Origin of the sequence: Marinobacter sp. ANT_B65, from assembly GCF_002407605.1 — a bacterium.
GTDB lineage: Bacteria > Pseudomonadota > Gammaproteobacteria > Pseudomonadales > Oleiphilaceae > Marinobacter.
Genome location: NZ_NXGV01000004.1, coordinates 233,167 through 252,597 on the forward strand (window position 1 = coordinate 233,167; position 19,431 = coordinate 252,597).

Annotated in this window: 17 protein-coding genes; 7 read left to right on the plus strand and 10 right to left on the minus strand. The window is 54.7% G+C overall.

All coding sequences use genetic code 11. The features are described 5' to 3' along the window. The first annotated feature begins 50 nt into the window (after positions 1 to 50). The gene (locus CPA50_RS17195; RefSeq protein WP_096783753.1) at positions 51 to 1,010 is read left to right on the plus strand and encodes a LysR family transcriptional regulator; all 960 of its coding nucleotides are present in this window, start codon (positions 51 to 53) and stop codon (positions 1,008 to 1,010) included. On the opposite strand, the gene CPA50_RS17200 is transcribed toward CPA50_RS17195, so the two are convergent. From CPA50_RS17200 to CPA50_RS17225, 6 genes are all read right to left on the minus strand, one after another. Beyond that, positions 994 to 2,334: a hypothetical protein gene (locus CPA50_RS17200; protein WP_096783754.1), complete on the minus strand. Its 1,341-nt coding sequence runs from the start codon at positions 2,332 to 2,334 to the stop codon at positions 994 to 996. The two genes, CPA50_RS17195 and CPA50_RS17200, sit on opposite strands and share 17 nt — an antisense overlap. A gap of 312 nt (positions 2,335 to 2,646) precedes the next feature. Continuing rightward, entirely contained in the window at positions 2,647 to 3,954 is a 1,308-nt protein-coding gene (locus tag CPA50_RS17205; protein WP_096783755.1) for a TRAP transporter large permease, read from the minus strand. Continuing rightward, positions 3,951 to 4,454: a TRAP transporter small permease gene (locus CPA50_RS17210; protein WP_179397259.1), complete on the minus strand. Its 504-nt coding sequence runs from the start codon at positions 4,452 to 4,454 to the stop codon at positions 3,951 to 3,953. The genes CPA50_RS17205 and CPA50_RS17210 overlap by 4 nt, the downstream gene beginning before the upstream one ends. 11 nt (positions 4,455 to 4,465) lie before the next feature. Continuing rightward, a complete protein-coding gene (locus CPA50_RS17215; protein WP_096783757.1) occupies positions 4,466 to 5,464 on the minus strand; it encodes an NADPH:quinone oxidoreductase family protein in 999 nt (332 codons plus the stop codon). A gap of 15 nt (positions 5,465 to 5,479) precedes the next feature. Then, entirely contained in the window at positions 5,480 to 6,685 is a 1,206-nt protein-coding gene (locus tag CPA50_RS17220) for a CaiB/BaiF CoA transferase family protein (RefSeq protein ID WP_096783758.1), read from the minus strand. Positions 6,686 to 6,760: 75 nt separating this feature from the next. Beyond that, on the minus strand, positions 6,761 to 7,882 hold the full coding sequence (locus CPA50_RS17225) for a C4-dicarboxylate TRAP transporter substrate-binding protein (protein ID WP_096783759.1): 1,122 nt from the start codon (positions 7,880 to 7,882) through the stop codon (positions 6,761 to 6,763). 142 nt (positions 7,883 to 8,024) lie between these two features. On the opposite strand from CPA50_RS17225, the gene CPA50_RS17230 reads away from it, so the two are divergent. The 6 genes from CPA50_RS17230 (at position 8,025) to CPA50_RS17255 (ending at position 14,481) form a co-directional block, all read left to right on the plus strand. Then, positions 8,025 to 8,807 (plus strand): IclR family transcriptional regulator C-terminal domain-containing protein, encoded by a 783-nt coding sequence (locus tag CPA50_RS17230; RefSeq protein ID WP_096783760.1) that lies wholly within the window; start codon positions 8,025 to 8,027, stop codon positions 8,805 to 8,807. A 126-nt stretch (positions 8,808 to 8,933) separates the two neighbouring features. Next, positions 8,934 to 9,617, plus strand: coding sequence for a nitroreductase (locus tag CPA50_RS17235; RefSeq protein ID WP_227519706.1), 684 nt, complete (start codon positions 8,934 to 8,936; stop codon positions 9,615 to 9,617). A 74-nt stretch (positions 9,618 to 9,691) separates the two neighbouring features. Next, positions 9,692 to 10,873, plus strand: coding sequence for an acyl-CoA dehydrogenase family protein (locus CPA50_RS17240; RefSeq protein WP_096783761.1), 1,182 nt, complete (start codon positions 9,692 to 9,694; stop codon positions 10,871 to 10,873). Positions 10,874 to 10,912: 39 nt separating this feature from the next. Further along, the gene (locus CPA50_RS17245; protein ID WP_096783762.1) at positions 10,913 to 12,055 is read left to right on the plus strand and encodes an acyl-CoA dehydrogenase family protein; all 1,143 of its coding nucleotides are present in this window, start codon (positions 10,913 to 10,915) and stop codon (positions 12,053 to 12,055) included. After that, positions 12,052 to 13,479, plus strand: coding sequence for a hypothetical protein (locus CPA50_RS17250; RefSeq protein ID WP_096783763.1), 1,428 nt, complete (start codon positions 12,052 to 12,054; stop codon positions 13,477 to 13,479). The genes CPA50_RS17245 and CPA50_RS17250 overlap by 4 nt, the downstream gene beginning before the upstream one ends. 36 nt (positions 13,480 to 13,515) lie before the next feature. Then, positions 13,516 to 14,481, plus strand: a complete 966-nt coding sequence (locus tag CPA50_RS17255) for an NAD(P)H-dependent flavin oxidoreductase (RefSeq protein ID WP_096783764.1) — start codon at positions 13,516 to 13,518, stop codon at positions 14,479 to 14,481. 72 nt (positions 14,482 to 14,553) lie between these two features. Here the strand turns inward: CPA50_RS17255 and CPA50_RS17260 are convergent, their stop codons facing one another. The 4 genes from CPA50_RS17260 to CPA50_RS17275 form a co-directional block, all read right to left on the minus strand. Beyond that, positions 14,554 to 15,336 (minus strand): enoyl-CoA hydratase/isomerase family protein, encoded by a 783-nt coding sequence (locus tag CPA50_RS17260; RefSeq protein ID WP_096783765.1) that lies wholly within the window; start codon positions 15,334 to 15,336, stop codon positions 14,554 to 14,556. Positions 15,337 to 15,353: 17 nt separating this feature from the next. Then, positions 15,354 to 16,454, minus strand: coding sequence for an acyl-CoA dehydrogenase family protein (locus CPA50_RS17265; protein ID WP_179397260.1), 1,101 nt, complete (start codon positions 16,452 to 16,454; stop codon positions 15,354 to 15,356). A gap of 25 nt (positions 16,455 to 16,479) precedes the next feature. After that, positions 16,480 to 17,640, minus strand: a complete 1,161-nt coding sequence (locus CPA50_RS17270; protein ID WP_096783767.1) for an acyl-CoA dehydrogenase family protein — start codon at positions 17,638 to 17,640, stop codon at positions 16,480 to 16,482. 180 nt (positions 17,641 to 17,820) lie between these two features. Continuing rightward, positions 17,821 to 19,416 (minus strand): class I adenylate-forming enzyme family protein, encoded by a 1,596-nt coding sequence (locus tag CPA50_RS17275; protein WP_096783768.1) that lies wholly within the window; start codon positions 19,414 to 19,416, stop codon positions 17,821 to 17,823. Between the last annotated feature and the right edge of the window lie 15 nt (positions 19,417 to 19,431).

Sequence of the window (19,431 nt, forward strand, 5' to 3'; positions counted from 1 at the left end):
CAGTGGTTTAGACTGACAGCCTCTTTGTTAGCCTGCTGATTATCTGAACCATGCACTTTGATATTCCGGATCTCCGACTGTTCATCCATGTAGCCGAAGCCAATAGTCTGACCGGCGGAGCCCGCCGGGCCTGCCTGTCCACGGCAGCGGCCAGCATGCGAATCAAGTCGCTGGAGGGGCAACTCGGCAGCCGACTGTTCTATCGCGACAGCCAGGGCGTAGAACTGACGCCGGCAGGCCATGACTTACTGGTCCATGCGCGCGCAATCATGCGTCAGGTGGATTACATCAAAGAAGAGTTTTCCCAGTATGCCGAAGGCGAGTCGGGGCATTTGCGAATCTTCGCCAATACCACAGCGGTAAGCGATTTCATGCCAGATGTGCTGGCGAGTTTTCTGGTCAAACGGCCAGGCGTCAGCATTGACCTGCAGGAGCGCCTGACCAATGACATTATTCGTGGTGTAGTTGATGGATCAACCGACCTGGGTGTCGTCGCAGGCCCGGTAAATCCCCACAAAAAACTCGAAATCATTCCGTTCAGCGTCGACCGGCTGGTAGTTGTAACCCCGAAAGATCATGAACTGGCAACACGCGGAAGGGTTTCATTCGCCGAAACCCTCCGCTACCCCCACATCGGCTTGCGGGAAGGCAGCACCCTGTTCAACTTCCTCAAGGAGCAGTCCAGCAAAACCGGCTCAACCCTTCAGATGAGAATCCAGGTCTTTGGTTTCGAGTCAGCCTGCCGGATGGTCAGCCGGGGCGTGGGCATAAGCATATTGCCCCGTTCAATTGCTCACAGATACGCGGATTTTCTGGATATTGCCACCATCGATCTGGAAGATGACTGGGCGGAGCGGGAACGCAGCCTGATTGTCCGTGAGTTTGATGCCCTGCCCAAATGCGGCAAAGAGCTGGTGGAGAAAATACGAAATCTCGCCTCGCCTGATGCTACGTTCAAGTTAGGGGAAGGCGAGCCTTCCCTTGTTCAAGGCATTAAAAAGGAAGGGTAAATACAGCACATACCAGGCTACAGATTACCAGCATAACCAGCGAGAACTTAAGGCTCCAGCCATAGGACGCCGTTCGGGCATCATAGCCAGTACAACGCTCCAGCAGCAGGGCGTTAGCGGAATACGGCGTGCCCGCGATGGTAATTCCCCACCCGGCTATAATGCCAAGCCCCAACCCCAACAGACCATACTCAGGCCAGATGGGCCCCAGGATGCTTCCCGACAGGGTACCGGAGATGATCGGGTTGACTCCCACAGTTCCTCCGATGAAGAACATCCAGGGTACTGCCATGGCCACCATCGGATAGGCCCATACCGGCAAACTGAACTCCATGCCCAGCCAGCTCAGCGCTATGGTGCCAATAATACCGCCAAGAAACGATGACCCACCCATAATGGCCAGTTCATTGTTTGCCATGGCCATTGACGGCATGGACACCACACCATCATGGACACGACGGTAGAAAAGCCCGATAACAACAGCCGTAAGACAACTCAGCGTAACCGCCTGTGAATAAACCAGCCCCCCGCCTACGCTCAGAGCGAAAGCTCCCAGGCAGATCAACACAATAATGCCGATAAAGCGGAGCCACGACAGCATTGCCGACTCATCCCCAGCGGCATCAATCGCCAACTCTTCACGCGGCGGCTCATCCTCCCGCGCCAGGGCGCCAGCGAAAAGGTAAAACAAGGCAAACGGAAGCCCTAGAGCAATAAGCTTCCAGCTCGACAGTCCCGGAAGAAAGGTCACTGTCATAACAACAGAGATGGACAGAGGTGATGCCATAGGCGATGCGGCAAAGCCCCGGACAACTGCCCGCGCAGCATTACGTGCCATCGGGCTGTCGCCCTGCTCCTTGACCTGCAGCCCGATCATGGTAGCGACCACACCTACAGATCCGAAATTGAGGGGCACGGAAAGCAATGCTGTACCGGAAGTCATACCGACATAACGGAACAAGGATTTGCCGGCAAACAGACTACGGGAAATCCGTTTAAGGTCATCAGACTGGCCCAGCACTGCGGAGAGCAGCATCACTGTAATAATCAACGCCCCGATTCTGGACATGTTACCTGCTGCCTTCGGCACCGCTGCCGGATCTGCCATGAGCCCGGCAAATGTCAGAATTAAGATCAGCGCCAGGATAATGCGCCCCACCATGCGCAGATTCCCCCAACCCAACAGAATAGCAAGGCAGATCAGAACCGTAGCAATATAGGTGTTGCCCGGCAGAAAAGTCGCGATACCGGTGAATAATGCCAGGTAAGCAAGAACTGAGCGAAGTCCGGAAAAGCTATCCGGCCGCAAAAAGGAGTGATTCATATCCCATCCACTTATGATCGAAATTTTTCTGAGGTTTTAGATGGGACTTGCCACATCATGCGCTCACCGGGAGCGGCGACGTCACATATTGCTCACCAGCATGGAGTTGGCAGTTAACTCGGCTGATTATCTGCGGGCCGCCGTGAGGAGATTCTTTTGGGCTACGAAACCTAAACCGTCTATAGAAGCAGGTCAACGAATCATACCCTTCCCGTTAAACCATTTTTCTATAAACTCCATACCGGAGTTATATACCTCGTTTCAGCTTCCGGCCCGGACGCGCTCCCTGCGTCCATTCCATTGGCTGGTAACTCAGTACATCAAGGAAGGCAGGAAAAGCGAGATCTGCGGAAAGAACATCAGCAGAGCAAGCACTACAGCCTCTGCCGCCAGAAACCATAAGGTTCCCCGAACGATTGTGCCGAAAGGAACCGTGTCTCCGACGCCCGCACTGACAACAAAAAGATTTAGCCCTATCGGAGGTGTCAGCAGGCCTATTTCAATAAACTTCACCACAAGCACACCAAACCATATGACATTGATATCGAAAGCAATAACAAATGGAGCCAAAACCGGAAGCGTTACGAGCATCAACCCTATAGGATCGAGAAACATACCCAGAATGATATAAAAGATCGTTACCATTATGAGAAATATCCATAGCGCCACAGCATAATTTTCGACCCAGTCCCCAATGCCCATCGGTATCTGGCTCAATGTAAGCATCCTGCTGAACAGCACAGCACCAATGGCAATAAGGAAAATAGAAGCCGTGCTTTGCACAGTTTCAGAGACCGCATTCCTCATTGCATCCCAGCTGAACGAGCCCTGGACAACGGCAGCAATCACCGCGATAAACGCTCCGAAAGCACCGGCCTCTGTGGCAGTTACAATGCCCGTATACAAACCACCCACTACACCCGCAACAATCACGGGCAAGGGCCAGGATCTGGCCAGCAAAAGCAGTTTTTCCGGCATTTCCAGTTTATCGTTGGTTCGTGGCGCAAGACTCGGCTTCAGTTTCACCCGGATTATGATCACTGCCGCGTAGGCCAGCATTGTCAGCAACCCCGGTATTATTCCTGCCATAAGTAACTGGCCAACCGACGCCTCCATGAATACCGCATAGAGAACAAACGGAATGCTGGGCGGTATGAACGCCCCAAGGGTTCCGGAGGCTGCAACGATACCCGTGGCAAGCCCCGGATCATACTTCGCCCTCAGCATCTCAGGGACGGCCAGCCTGGACATTGCTCCGGCCATCGCCACACTGGAACCACTTGCCGCGGCAAAACCGGCACTTGAGACATTAGTGGCAATCGCCAGCCCTCCAGGCAAAAAGCTGAGCCAGGCACGTCCAGCGTCGAAGAGAGTGCGGGTCAAACCGGTATGGAAGGCAATCGCGCCCATTAAAATAAACATCGGGATTGCAGTCAGCGACCAATGGGCGATGAACTGGAAGGTGGTCGCTCCCATCAGCGAAAACGCTGCGCTGGATCCGCGCAGCCACCAGATCCCGGTGAAAGCGGTCAAACCTAACGCGATGCCGATAGGTATACGCAGTGCAAGCAACAGCAACAACATACCTATACAGGAAAGGCCAATTTCTACAGGGCTCACAGGCTGTCCTCCTGATCACTGCCCCATGACGAGACAAACTGATACAGCCAGTACAAAGAGGCCATCAAGGCAAGGGAAATTCCGATAACAGCCAGCCATCGGGATGGCCAGACCGCCAGCTCAGCAACGATTGCATCCACTGTTTCCTGCCGCTTCCAGCTGCGCACAGCCTGGAGATAAAGGCCGTAAGAGAAGATGGCAAAATAGACAGTTATTGCAACCATGCCTATACCATCAACCACCCGTCTGAAGCGCCCGCGAAAAAACTGGGCAACCACATCAACCCGAATATGCACATCATCTGCGGTACAGGAAAAAATACCCACAAATACTGCAGCCACCATGTAGTAATAAGTGACCACTTCCATGGTTCCCGGAATATGCATCCCGAACAGAACCCTGAGCAAAACTTCTGCAGTAACATGCACCACCATCAAGACTGTTACCGCCCCCACAGCCACAGCTGCTCCGTTACTGATTTTTTTCAGCCAGGTATCCATAACCGCCTCCATTAGCAAACCCTGAGGACAACTTTGCCGACCGAGCGCCGGCCAACGACCCGGGCAATTGCCTGCTTCACATCCGCGAGCTCAAACGTCTCAGGCTCTCTGAGATTGAGATTGCCGGCTGAGGCAGCCGAAAAAAGCCAGTCCATCAGGACATGCATCTCAGGCGCGTACTCATGACGACGATCAGTCTTGCCCCAACCGATGCAATCGGAGAAATTCACGCCGTGCAGGCTGATATTCTTTACCAGAAGCAGATTTACAGGCGCCTGAGGGATCACGCCGCTGGCAAAACCCAGTGAAAGAATACAGCCTCCGTTTGCCGTGCAGCGGATAAGGTCTTCGAAGGCAGAGCCACCCACCGGGTCGAATACCACATCCACGCCCTGGCCCCCGGTTTCTGCCCGAACGGCTTCCAGCAGGTTCCGGGATGAATAATCGATGAGCAGGTCAGCCCCGGCCAGCCGGGCTGCTTCCAGTTTGGCCTCAGAACTTGCTGCGGCAAAAACCGTCGCTCCTTTCAGTCTGGCAACCTCAACTGCCGCCAGACCAAGGGCTCCGCCCGCCCCACAAACCAGTACCCGCTGGCCCGCTTTTACATCACCGCGCTTCAGCGCGGTTGCAGCAGTACCGAAAGACAAGGGAATTCCGACAGCACGCTCCAGTGAGACGTTATCGGGAACCGGGTAAACTGTTGCGGCATCGATAACAACTTCTTCGGCAAAGCCTCCCGCGTCCACAATGGCAGCCACCCGGTCACCGGGCTCCAGGTGATCCACTCCCTGGCCACACTCCATGATCTCCCCGGACACTTCGGTCCCCGGAATAAAGGGCAGCGTCATCTTCCGTTGATAGCGGCCCGTTACCATCAGGGAGATGGCGTAGCTGACGCTGGCATAATGAATCCTGATCCGGACACAGCCTGGCGCAATGTCCGGTCGCGCCACATCAACCATCTTCAAATCTTCAAAGCCCGTAAACTGGTCACACAGAATCGCTTTCATGACGCGCCCTCTTTTTTAGTTGTTATCTGAAGCCAGAGCCTGAATACAGGTCTTTGATTGAACCAACGAAGTAATTCGTTCTTCGTCATAGCCGGCCTCTCGCAGCACTTCACAGGTGTGCTCGCCCATGTCGGGGGCCGGCCTCAGATCCTCTGCAACAGGTTCCGCACCCGGGAACCGGGGAAGCGGAACCTTGCCAAAAGCCTTGTGACTGACTTCGGGTACCAGGTCGAGAAACTGAACCTGAGGATCCCGGAGCAAATCGGCGTAATCATTCAACGGACCGCAGAGCACACCCGCTGCATTGAGCCGGTCAATCCAGTGGAGTCTTGGACGGGAGGCAAACACCTCAGCTATCAGGCGGTGAATTTCAGCAGCATTGCGCTGGCGGGACTCGTTGTCAGTAAAGCGGGAATCATGTTCCCACTCCGGATGCCCCAGTACTCCAGCGAGGGCATAAAACATTTCATTCCGGATGCACACCACTGAAATTGGACCGTCACTCGTGTCGAACGTACCTGAAGGCACAGTGACAGGGCCACTGCGTTGACCGCCCCGCAAAAAAGACTCCATCATCGGCATAGCCTGGAAGGCCGAGGCCCCTGCCAACAAAGACAGGTCAAGATGACGCCCTTCACCGGTCAGCTTCTGCTGATATAACGCGGCAGAAAGCGCGTACCCTGCATAAAGGCCGGTAATCATGTCCACTGCCAGCATTCCAACCCGCTGCGGCTGGCCTTCAGCATCAGAGTTCATGGAAGACATCCCGGTAGCCGCCTGCAGAATGCTGTCAGACCCGGGCCTTCCAGCGTAGGGACCCGACCGGCCAAAACCACTGATGGACCCCAGGATAATTCCCGGGCGGAGTGCACTTAACACGTCAAATCCAAGGCCCAGCTTGTCCATCACCCCTGGCCGGAAGCTTTCCATAACCAGATCAGACTGGGTTGCGAGTTGTTTCAATACCTCAACGCCCTCTTCCGTTCGGGCGTCAACACATATCGAGCGCTTGTTCCAGTTAGCCGACACACTCAATGTGCTGTGACCTTCCTTTCGAAGCCCCATCAGTCTCCCCCAGTCTCCTTGTGGCGGCTCCACTTTCAAAACGTCGGCCCCCATCATGGCCAGCATCTGAGTTGCATAGGGGCCAGCGAGCCCCTGACTTACATCCAGTACCCGGATACCACGGAACGGCATCAGCTCAGGCGTTTTATTACTCATTGATCAGCTCACCTTGAATAGCGGGCTACGGACAACAGCTTGCTGCTGGAGCTCCGCGCCCGGAATGACATGGGTTCAAAAGGCTTTGTCGTATATTTCGCTTTTCAACAACGCAGCGTATTGCGGCTCCGTGATGTTCGGGTCAGCCAGCAATTTCTCCCATTTTTCAAGGTTGGCTATGAAGTTCGTAACAATCTGATCCGCGTCCTTAACGCCCCGGTCAGAGGCAGTTGCGGCAGCCCTTTCTACCTGAGCCTGCATAAAAGCTTCGCGTACTTTTCTCATTTCGTCAGATACCTCAATAAAACGGATACCCTGACCACCGGCTGCCTTGCGCACCTCGGCCTCTTCTTTCTGATACTCGAAAATTGTTCTGGCCACACCTACAGGAGCAGCTTCGATAATCGCCTTGCGCTCGGGATCTGTAAGATCCTGCCAGACAGAATCACGGATATTGAGTAGCGAGCCACCAAGGAAAGCCCCCATCGGCAGTTCGACAACGCTGCTGGCAACTTCATTCAGGGACAAGGACTTCAGCCAACTGGTGGCCCCTATCACACAGTCGAGCTGACTGCGCTCCATCGCTTCATAAGATTCGTTATTGGGAATATTGACCGGAATACCACCGATCTGGGTTACCCAGCGACCTATTTCTTCACCGGCAACCCGCATTCTCATGCCGTCAGGCTCAAAACCGGATGCAAAATCATTTTTACATATGGCCTGGTAGGGAGGCGTGGCGTAACTGGCGAGGAAGTGAACATCATTCTCCTCCAGCTCCTCAAGACACTGAGGGCAGCCAGTGAGAACCGTATCAATACTCGCCGCCGTAGCAACCAGCGAGTTCTGGTTCCAGAATGAAAGGTCACTGATTGTCGTGTTCGCCGGTATAGCTGTCGGGTAATACACGGTCACCAGGAAACCACCATCGATCATCCCGTCACGAACCGCAGATAACATTTCCTTTCCCGATGCAGCAGCACCTGAGGGAAAGAACTTGAATTCAATACTCCCATCCGTGCGCTCTTCCACCTCTTCAATAAACGTGGCTATCCCTGCACTCGTGGGATGTTGGGGCGGCAGGTAGCTGCCATAGGTCAGATCGCGCGCCAGGGCACCAGCAGACGTGAGGGATCCAGCAACCAGCAGGCAGCCGGCACTCATTGATATAAACAGGCCAGGATTCTTTTTTAACATTGTAGTTATCTCCAGTTTCCAGGATTGCACAGCGACTTACTTGTTATTTGTTCGCTGTGCGCACATAATGTTCTCTATGAGAACGTAAGAAGAAAAGCTTATATATCACCCAGTGTCAAAATAATTCTGGAGAGAGACAAGGATGACCCTGCATCAGGAAAAAGAACAAAAGCTTATAGTTCAATCATTTATAAGAGGCCTGGAAGTAATAAAAACTTTTGGGGAAGGGGCCGCGACACTTTCGCTGTCTGAGGTTGCCAGCCGGGCGGGCATTTCGCGGGCCAGTGCGCGAAGGCTGTTGCATACTCTTTGTGACCAGGGCTATGCACGCACAGATGGAAAACAGTTCTGGCTGACCCCCCGAATTCTGGAACTGGGTTTCTCGTACCTGTCCTCCATGGAGATCTGGTCATTCGCACAGACCTGCATGGAGGAGCTGGTACAGCGTGTACACGAGTCCTGTTCGATTGCAGTGCTTGACGGATATGACATCTACTACGTTATGCGCGTTCCAACCCGAAAACTGCTCAAAAGCACCCTGAACGTTGGCTCGACGCTTCCGGCCCATGTGGTCTCCCTTGGCCGGATACAGCTTGCAGAGCTTACGGATGACGAGCTCGACCATTTCCTTGAAACGGCCAACATCGAGCCATACACGGGGTTTACCGTCACAGACAAAAACAGGCTACGCGAGATCATCCGGGAAGATGGTGCCAAAGGCTGGTCAGTGGTTGACCGTGAGCTGGAAGAAGGCATGTGTGGCATCTCTGTCCCCATCCACAACCCACAGGGCAAAACAATCGCGGCCATCAATATCACTCTGCCCCCAAGCAAGGCAGCAGAAACGGGCGTACTGGATTACCTGCGGGATCAGCTTCAGGAAACCGCCAGCCAGATTCACCGCGAACTTGCCCGGCGACAATAAATATCCGGAAACCGTACCCCTATACACCAAAAGCATAGCTCTGATAACAAATATGCTTTTCTCTGTAGCACGCTAACTTGGTAACGTGTACGCAATAACAACTTCAAGCGCCCGTCGGAGAACACTATGGTTTTATCCAAACCCACCATGTCCCTGGTTGATGCGATCACGTCAAGGCGCTCCACCCGGGGTTTCCTGCCTGACCAGGTCCCCCAGGATGTCATGCAGCATGTATTCGAAATTGCCCAACAGGCACCTTCGAACTGCAACACTCAACCATGGAAAGTGTTTGTTGCCTCAGGAGAGGTCAAGGACCGCCTTCGCGATCAGCTCGTTGCTCGGCTGGAACAGGGTGTGCCGGGGCAACCGGATTTCCCCTATGTTTCCCGCTGGGAAGGAGAATACCGTCAACGTCAGGTGGACTGTGCCGTTGCGCTCTATAACGAAATGGGCATAGCCCGCGATGACAAAGTGGGCCGCCACCAGGCAATCCGTCGCAATTTCGAACTCTTCGACGCCCCCCATATTGTTTTCCTGGGCATGAACCGTGACTTCGGCGCCACTATCTCGCTGGATGTGGGCATTTATGCCCAGACGCTCATGCTCGCCATGCACGCATTTGGTATCGGTTCCTGCGCCATGGGCAGCATGCGGGCATACCCGGAACTGGTGCGGGAAGCATTCGGTCTCGGCGAAGACACCGGCATCCTCCTAGGTATCAGTTTTGGTTATGAGGACCCAGACGTTGATGCCAACAGAACGCGAACTCTACGTGAACCTCTGAGCAACGCAGTCATATTCAAAGGCTGACAACCTACTGAAAAGCCCGGCCCGCCGGGCTATTTCTGGCAATAACAATAAGCAAGCTATCTGGAGCCAGTGCCGTGGACATCACGTTTTCAACAGACGATCTGAAGTTTCGGGACGAAGTCCGGTTTTTTTTTGCTAATGCTGCACCGGAGGACTCCCGGCAACTGCTCAATAATCCCCGCACCTACAAGCAGGGAGTCATTCAGTGGCAGAAAAAACTCTTTGCCCAGGGCTGGGTAGCCCCCTTCTGGCCACGTGAACATGGCGGTGCCGGCTGGTCCGCAACCCAGTCATACATTTACGAGTGCGAACGAGTCGTCGCCCAGGCCCCGGACGTGGTGCCTTTCGGACTGAAAATGGTTGGTCCGGTTATCTACACCTACGGCAACAGCGAGCAGAAAGCACGCTTCCTTCCGGGCATTCTGGATGGCACTGACTGGTGGTGCCAGGGCTATTCTGAGCCAGGCGCCGGCTCTGATCTCGCGGCGCTGAAAACCCGCGCCGACCGGGATGGCGGCGATTACATTATTAATGGCTCCAAAATCTGGACAACCTATGCCCAGTACGCTGACTGGATTTTCTGTCTGGTCCGCACAGACAACTCCGGCAAACCCCAGCAAGGCATCAGTTTCCTGCTGATCGACATGAAAACGCCGGGCATCACTGTATCGCCCATTCCCAGCATCAACGGCGTTAATTCACTCAATGAAGTTCACTTTGAAAATGTTCGCGTTCCCCAAAGTAATCGAATTGGTGAAGAAGGCCTGGGCTGGACCTATGCAAAATCGCTATTGGCCCATGAACGCACAGCCATAGCCCGGGTTGCCGATTCCAGGAGCCGGCTCGACAGATTGCGCGAGTTTGCCTCCTGCGAACACCAGGGCGGACGCCCCATGATCATGGACGAAGCGTTTCGCACCCGCTTCACTACTATCGAAACAGAACTGATGGCCCTCGAATACATGGAACTTCGGGTTCTGGCCGCTATGGCAAGTAACCGTAGCCCCGGAGCCGAATCGTCTTTGCTCAAGATCCGGGGCACTGAAATCCAGCAGGCCCTCCATGAACTGACCATCGAACTGGCAGGTCTTTATGGCTGCATGATCGCCGATGACGAGGCTTCGTCAGCTGATATCGGGCACAGCTTTGGTGACCAGGCCCGCAAGGACTTTATGTACGGTCGGGCATCGACAATTTTCGGGGGATCCAACGAGATCCAGAAAAATATTATCGCCAAGCGAGTACTCGGCCTCTGATCACAATCAGCGGCGGATTATCAAAAAAAGGATTGGGCTGTGAATTTTTCTCTCACCGAAGAACAACAAATACTTCAGGACAGCGCTGCCCGCCTTGTCGGCCAGAGCTACTCATTCGAACGCCGGCAGCAGGATGTTGGCAGTGCCACTGGCTTCGACCCGGAGCTCTGGAAGCAATTCGCAGATCTGGGCTGGCTGGCAATAGCCTTCCGGGAAGAGAATGGCGGCTTTGGTGGCGAGGCAACTGACCTGATGCTGCTGATGGAAGAGATGGGCAAGGGGCTGGTAGCAGCACCTTATGTAGCTACTGTTCTGCTGTTTGGCAAACTGGTGGAAGCCGGAACCGAAGGTCACCTGCGCGACGACCTGCTTACCCGCCTTATCGCGGGCCAGTTACAGGGCGGTGTCGCATTCATGGAACGCCAGGCGCGTTATGCACTCAACGATACCTGCACCCGCGCCAGCCGAACATCTGCCGGCTTCGGGTTGAGCGGGGAAAAAACCATGGTGCTCAACGGCCCTGTCGCCGACAAACTCATAGTGTCGGCCCGCACAGAAGGTAGCCAGCAGGACGAATCGGGCATCAGCCTGTTCCTGCTGGACACGACAACACCCGGCCTGGAACTGACCAGCTACAGACTGATGGATGGCCAGCAGGTTGCCAACGTGCGGCTGAACAACGTACAGGTTACATCCGGCCAGCTGGTTGGTCAGGAAAATGAAGGGCTCGCTCTGTTGCAGGGGGTCATCAACAAGGCTCTGCCCGGGCTTTGTGCTGAAGCTCTTGGGCTGATGACCCACCTGACCAATACCACCATCGAATATACGAAGGTCCGTAAACAGTTCGGGGTACCTATCAGCTCCTTCCAGGCGCTGCAGCATCGCATGGTGGATATGTTTACCGCCTGTGAGGAAACCCGCTCTCTTATTTACCGCTCAGTCTGTTCAGCTGACAAGCCAGACACCCAGGAACACCTCCGGAACCTTCATGCACTGAAGGTAATCACTGGCCGCAGAGGGAAACGGGTGGGCAATGACGCTATTCAACTCCACGGCGGCATGGGTATTACCGACGAGCTGGACGTGGGGCATTATGTCAAACACCTGATGGTACTCAACTCCCTGTTCGGAGACGCCGACTACCATCAGCAACAACTGGCGACCCTGTCGCTACCTGTGTGAGTACTTTGACCCTTCAGCATACCCGGAATAAAAGCTGGTTCCTGGACCGGTGCAACCTTGCAACACTTTGCCTGCTGCTGGTCTGCACCTGCGCGATCATCGAACAGTTTGTCACTACCGACTTGCTCAGCAGCCTGTCGGCAGCAGCCTTGCTGATTTTTGTGGTTCTGCAGTGGCCTGGAGTCAGCCCGACTTACAGATTCTTCGCAATCCTCGCTCCAACACTTGCCGCAGGACTCTGGCTTAGCGGAAAGATTGACGGCGAAGCCATTGCCGACGGCGCCGACCGGGCTGCATTTTTCACTCTCTTTATTACGTCCCTGGCCGTGCTCAGGGAATCCGCCAAATCGTCAACGCTCGTTCGCAAATGCGGCAAGGTACTGGTCAATCAGCCTCCGGCACGGCGCTATATGCTGATGGCTTTCGGCTCTCACCTGTTCAGCGTGATGCTGAATATCGGAGCCCTCAACGTACTGGGCACCATGGTTCGCCGGGCTATTCGTCCAGGCCTGGACACGGAAGCCCAGCGTATTGCTAACATCCGCAGCCGACGCATGCTCACAGCAACCCTTCGGGGTTTTTGCGGCGTCCCTCTCTGGGCACCAACGTCAGTAACCATGCTGCTGGTTCTGTCAGGGATTCCTGAGTTGAGCTGGGAGCAATATGCACCGCTTGGCCTGCTCTGGACCCTACTGTTTATTCTCTGGGGCGGTCTGCTGGACTGGCTGGCCTACCCGCGCTCACCCGCCCGCACCCTTGCCAATGGCAACCTGAGCCAGCTTATTCCACTGGCCGGCCTGGTCGCCCTGGTTCCGGGACTTGCTTACGGCTTGTCCAGGCTGACAGGGCTGGAGCTGTTCCCGACTCTGTTAATGTGCGCTCCCGTTATTGGCCTGGCCTGGATCTGGCAACAATACCGGGGGCTGCCGGTGGCCTTCAAAGCCGGACTGTTCACAAGACGGCTGAAACGATCATTCCCGAAAACCTTTACCAATCAGCGTAACGAAGTAATCCTGTTCACCACTTCGGGCTTTATAGGTGTCATTCTGATTCCGCTGATTGACCCGACAACAGCCAGCACGCTGCTCACCCAGGCCAATATCAGCAATGCATCCATAATGGTTGGCATATCCCTGGTCATGCTGGTCTGCTCTTTCGTGGGGATCAACGCCATTATCACCGTCACCCTGATGCTGGGAACCTTACAACAGATTCCCGGCCTGGGCATCTCGCCTCTGGTACAGGCTTCGGTTATCGCTATCACCTGGGCTGTTTTTGCAGGAGCCTCGCCGTTTACAGCGTCTCTACGTTTCATCTCCAGCTTTTCGGGCATATCTCCGTTGCGCTTCGGAGTGTTCTGGAATGGCTGGTTCAGCATCAGCGTTCTGGCAATTATGTACCTGACTCTTTACCTGGTGCTGTGAAGCACCACCCGATATAAACCATAAAGGAGCCTCAACATGAGTCTACCGGATACTTTGAAAGGCAAGCTGAATCTCCCGGTGCTCTGCTCACCGATGTTCATCATCTCTACCCCAAAGATGGTTATCGAGCAGTGCAAGGCCGGTATCATCGGCTCATTCCCGGCACTTAACGCCCGCCCGGCAGAAAAACTTGATGAATGGCTGACCGAAATCGACGAGATACTCGCCGCTTACCAGGCAGAGAACCCAGACCTGAAAGTCGGCCCTTATGCGGTCAATCAGATTGCACACCCTACCAATGACCGCCTCGAACACGACATGCAAGTGTGTGTGAAACACAAGGTGCCAATCATCATAACCAGCCTGCAGGCCAACCCGATGGTTATCGAGGCGGCACACAGCTACGGTGGTCTGGTCTTTCACGACGTCACCAATATTCGCCATGCAAAAAAGGCACTTAGCATGGGTGTGGATGGACTGATTCTGGTGACCGCCGGCGCCGGTGGCCATGCAGGAACCCTCAGCCCCTTTGCACTGTTGTCGGAGATCCGCCAGATCTTTAATGGCCCTGTAATCCTCGGCGGAGCCATTACCAAAGGCAACCACGTTCTCAGTGCCGAGGTTATGGGCGCAGACATGGCGTATATGGGCACCCGGTTTATCGCCACAGAGGAAGCCAACGCCGATCAGTCCTACAAGGATATGATTGTTGAATCCTCAGCCTCTGAAATTGTCTATACAAACCTGTTTACCGGTGTTCACGGCAACTACCTCAGAGGAAGCATACTGCAGGCCGGGATGGACCCCGACAACCTGCCCGAATCAGATAAAAGCAAAATGAGCTTCGGTTCCGACAGAACCAAAAGCAAAGCCTGGAGAGACATCTGGGGCGCTGGTCAGGGCGTAGGAGGCATCACCCAACAGAAATCCGTGGCCGACACTGTGGCTGAGCTGAGGGACGAATATGAAACAGCGAAGCAACAGATCACCAGCAATAACTAATTCAGAATCCTGAAATAAAAAAAGGGCCGAAAAGCCCTTTTTTTATCTACTCTTCCAACCCTGATTACTGCATCACGACCGGCTGAAGTTCCCCTCCCGCCGTTCTTTTACAGCCGCCATCCCTTCCTTATGATCAGAAGTTCTGGCTAACCATGCCTGCTCTGCAAACTCATGTTCGAGGCGCACCCGCAACTCCTCACCGAGTCCCTGGCGGAGCGTAGCCCGGGTAGACTCCACTGCCAGGGGAGCACAAAGGGCAATCTCTGAGGCCAGTGCCAGTGCTTCATCACGAACCTTGTCCGCCGCAACCAGCACGTCACCCAGCCCGAATTCAAGAGCCTCTTCGCCCTTGATCCGGCGACCGGTAAGGAGCATCAACCGTGCCCGCTGCTGGCCAATCAGTCGCGGTAACACCAGACTGATCCCGAACCCCGGGTGAATGCCGAGTTGCACGAAGTTCGCAGCAAAGCGGGTCTCGGGGCAGATCACCCTGAAGTCCGGCACCAGCGACAAACCTAGCCCACCACCAATGGCTGCACCGTGAATTGCTCCAACCACCGGCTTGTTGCACTCAAACAACCGGACGGCTGCTTTATACAACGTAATGGCGCTGTTATCAGAACCCGGTTTGAAAAGATCATTGCCGCTGGAAGAAAAGTCCGCCCCGGCGCAGAAAGCCTTCCCCTGGGCTGCGAGAACTATGGCCCGGCAGCGGTCATCCTGATCAAGAACCTCAAAGGTTTCCGCAAGGTGCTCAATCAGCGTCACATCAAAAAAGTTAAGTGGTGGCCGGCAGATTTCCACCAGTGCCACATGGCCATGCCACTCTACAACAACATCTTCAAATTTATTCATGGGTTCTCCTGCTCACTTTATCGGGATACAACATCCCAGGCTCGGGTAGCGGCCTTGCCGGACCCATGAGTATCAATTTCAGATGCGACAGCCATACCGAGTCGTTCAGACCAATAGAACTCTGAACCAAACTCCTCCCGCCAGCTCCAGACCCTGCGACTGTATTGATGCAACGGGTACTCAAAACTGAATCCCATGGCACCATGGGCCTGGTGTGCATCACGGGGCACCTTGCCTGCAGCCTCTGAAGCCACTACCTTGGCTGTTGCCACCGGAAGCAAAATATCCATGCTTCCACTGAACGGCGCAGGGTGCGAAGACATCATGCGAATTGCCTGTTCAACCGCTGCGCCGGTAATGGCACTCTCACCCGCAATATCCGCGACCTTGTGCTGAACCGCCTGGAACTTGCCCAATGGGCGGCCGAACTGCTGACGCTCTTTGACATAGCCAACCGTCAGCTCCCCCATTTTTTCCAGCGCGCCAGCAATCTGGCATGCACGCACCAGTGCACAAAACTGCACCAGACCATCTGCCGTCATACCTTCTACCGGCTCAGACAACTGGTCAGGAACCGCTGAATTGAGAGTAACCCGTGAGCGTGCCTCACCAGCCAGGCTTTCATAATGCTGAACGTCCACGTCAGACGGGGCAAACACTGCTATGCGGATCAGGCCGCCTTCTGTTACTGGCATTACCAGGATCTCAGCCTCAGGCACTCCCGTGGCTGCTTCTACCACACCGTTGATTTCCCCCTGCGCCAGCACTGGCAGGTCGCCGCCATCCATCGCCAACGCCGCCCAACCGCCAGTAATCGCAAGTCCGCTTTCAGCCTGCAACAGACTGGCAACCAGCGTATCAGCCAGAGGCACCGGCAGAGCAAAACCGGCCGCCTGACGAATCAGATTGAAACCCAGGGCCAGCGACCCCCCGACACCACCAGCAACCTCAGGCACCCACGCCAGAGTCAGGCCTGCCTCAAGGACAGCCTTTTGCAGGCGTGCAGGAGCCTCACCACATTCAGAGCCATTAACAGTCTCTGCATCACACTGATCAGTAAACAGGCGGTGAGCAGTATCACGAATCAGCTGATCCGTTTCTTCCATATCAAATCCCATAATAAATCCCCCGTGAGCCGCTAGCTCAGCGTAACCCCATGCCACGGGCGATGATGCCCTTGAGTATCTCGTTGGTACCGCCCCGCAAGGTGAACGAGGGTGACCGCAGCAAACTGTCGGCCATGAGATTCTGCAGCTCATCGCCATAACCCTGCTTCATGCGTACCGGCCAGAACTCCCGTAGCCGTTCAATAATATCCTGCTCAAACCGGGTTCCCAGATCCTTGACCAGTGCGGCCTCCACTTCAGGGGAACGCCCTTGCCCCAGCAAAGCGGCAACCCCGAGGGACATGGCACGTAACCCACGGATACGGGCAACAATACTGCCCACAACCGCGGCCTGGTGCCCGGTCATGTTCGACGCGCCCTGCTGCAATGCTTTCTCCAGCGCAACAAAGGTGCTCAGAAAACGTTCCGGTCCCGAGCGCTCCAGCGCCAGCTCATTGGTGATCTGCTTCCAGCCCTCACCGACAGCACCCAATACTGCATCGTCCGGCACGAAAACCTTCTCGAAATGGCTTTCGTTAAAGTGCTCTACGCCACTCATGTCCCGGATACCCCGCACCGTTACCCCGGGAGAATCCAGTGGAATGAAAAACTGGGTCAGCCCATCATGGCGCTTTTCAGGATTCCGCTCTCCGGTGCGTGCGAGTACTGTCATGTATTGGCATTGCTGTGCGCCAGATGACCAGAGTTTGGTACCAGTAACCTCCCAGCCCCCTTCTACCCTGATCGCCCGCGTGCGGACAGAGGCAAGGTCTGAACCGGATTCAGGCTCACTCAGACCCAGCGCCACAAAGCACTTACCTGCGGCAATCTGCGGCAGGATTTTCTGTTTCATGTCTTCAGTTCCGGTAGCCAGGATCAGCGGCCCGCTCTGGCGATCAGCAATCCAGTGGGCATGTACCGGGGCTCCCGCCACCAACATTTCTTCAGTAATCACGTAGCGATGGAGGGCACTCAGTTCACGGCCACCGTACTGCCGGGGCCATGTAACACCGATCCAGCCTTTCTCACCAAGTTTCCGGCTGAACTCCGGGTCAATCCCGGCGCACCAGCAGTCCGTTACCGGAGTAAAACCACCACCACGGACTTCCTCTTCAAGAAAGGCTCGCACTTCCTTGCGAAGCTCATCTACGCTTTCATCAATCTGCGGAGCGGGAAAATTGAAACGAACACTTTCCATAATGAGCACCCATATAAATCATTAGTATTTTGGTCAGGCAAAAAAAAGGTTTTCTGAATCACCAGAAAACCCGGACTCAACCTTAAAAGGGGCCAACAAACAACAACGAGTTATTAATATCAGGCATTTCAATCCAGCAAACAAATATCAATAAAACATAAACCCGATATAACTCTGACATTACTTCATATCATCAACTATCATTTTACGGATTTCGGTTTTCAGTATTTTATTAACTGTTGATACAGGCAATGCCTCTTCCATAAAAGTAACACCAGTCGGACATTTATAATGTGCAATCCGCTCCCGGCAATAATCCTTGATGTCAGTTTCAGTAACCCGGCCGGGCTCTACCAGTCGTATTACCGCATGGACAGATTCGCCCCATTTTTCATGGGGCACTCCTATCACCGCGCATTCACTTATATCCGGATGCCGGGACAGAATATTCTCAATTTCAATGGGGTACACATTCTCACCACCACTGACGATCATGTCTTTGATCCGGCCAACAAGGAAAAGATAACCATCCTTATCCAGGTACCCACTGTCTCCGGTGTAGTACCAGCCGTCCTGCAGCACCGCATCTGTCAGCTCCGGAGCGCGCCAGTAGCCTGTCATGACATTGGACCCTTTGACCGCAACTTCCCCCACCTCTCCAGGAGCCAGGGGGCGCCGTTCACCATCCACTATCCGGACATGGTTGTGGAATATCGGGCGACCTACAGACTCCAGTCGTGGCAAATGTTCCGGATCAAGAGAGTGATCATCGCTATCAAGCACAGTCACAACCGGCGACGCTTCCGTCATGCCATAGGACTGAGTAAACAACACACCTGGCAACACCCTCAGAGCCCGCTCCAGCAATGCCACCGGGATCGGGGCAGCACCATAGGTAACAAGCCGGAGGCTCGACAGGTCAAAATCCGAAAATCCCGGATGGTCAAACATCATCTGAAGCGTTGTGGGCACAAGCTGCAAGGTATTGATGCTGTATTTCTCCACCAGCTGCATCACCTCAACAACATCAAAACGAGGCACAATCACCGTGTGGGTTCCGGTCATGGTCGCAGTGTAAACACGAGACCCCGCTGCGGTATGAAACATGGGGCCGGCAAGCAGGTGGGTTTCGCGCTCAACCATGCGGTACCAGGAAACCCCACCCAGGGCGTTGGTAAACTGGTTGATATGGGAGAGCATCACCCCCTTGGCACGACCCGTTGTGCCGCCGGTGTAGAAGATAACCAGAGTATCGTCATTGCCACTGGGTTCCAGCTCAGCCTCTTCAGTTTCCGACACCAGCCTTTCGTACGCCATCATGTGCGAAGGTGCCTGCTCTGCCGGCCCCGCAAAGACCACAGACTTTAAGGCGGGACAGGCATCTGCGATGGCCTCAGCCTGTTTCAGGTGATGCTCGTCTACCAGCAGAACCACCGGTTCGGCATCTTCTATACAAGCAATCATCTCACCACCGGACAGACGGAAATTCACTGGTACAACGATGGCCCCGGCCATAGGTGCAGCAAAGAACAACTCGAAGCACCAGTGCGAATTGAAGCCCAGATAAGCAACCCGGTCACCGGGGCCTACTCCCAGTCCAGCCAGGGCATTCGCCAGCCCCTGGCAACGGTTATAAGTCTCCCTCCAGCTGAAGGTCCTGCCCTCAAAGCTGACTGAAGGACTCCGGGGCCAGCACTCCGCAGCTTTTTCCAGCAGGTGATGAACTGCTATGGCTGCCGGTTTCCGGTTTGTATTAGCTGTATTCTCACTGATCATTAAATTCAGGCTCCG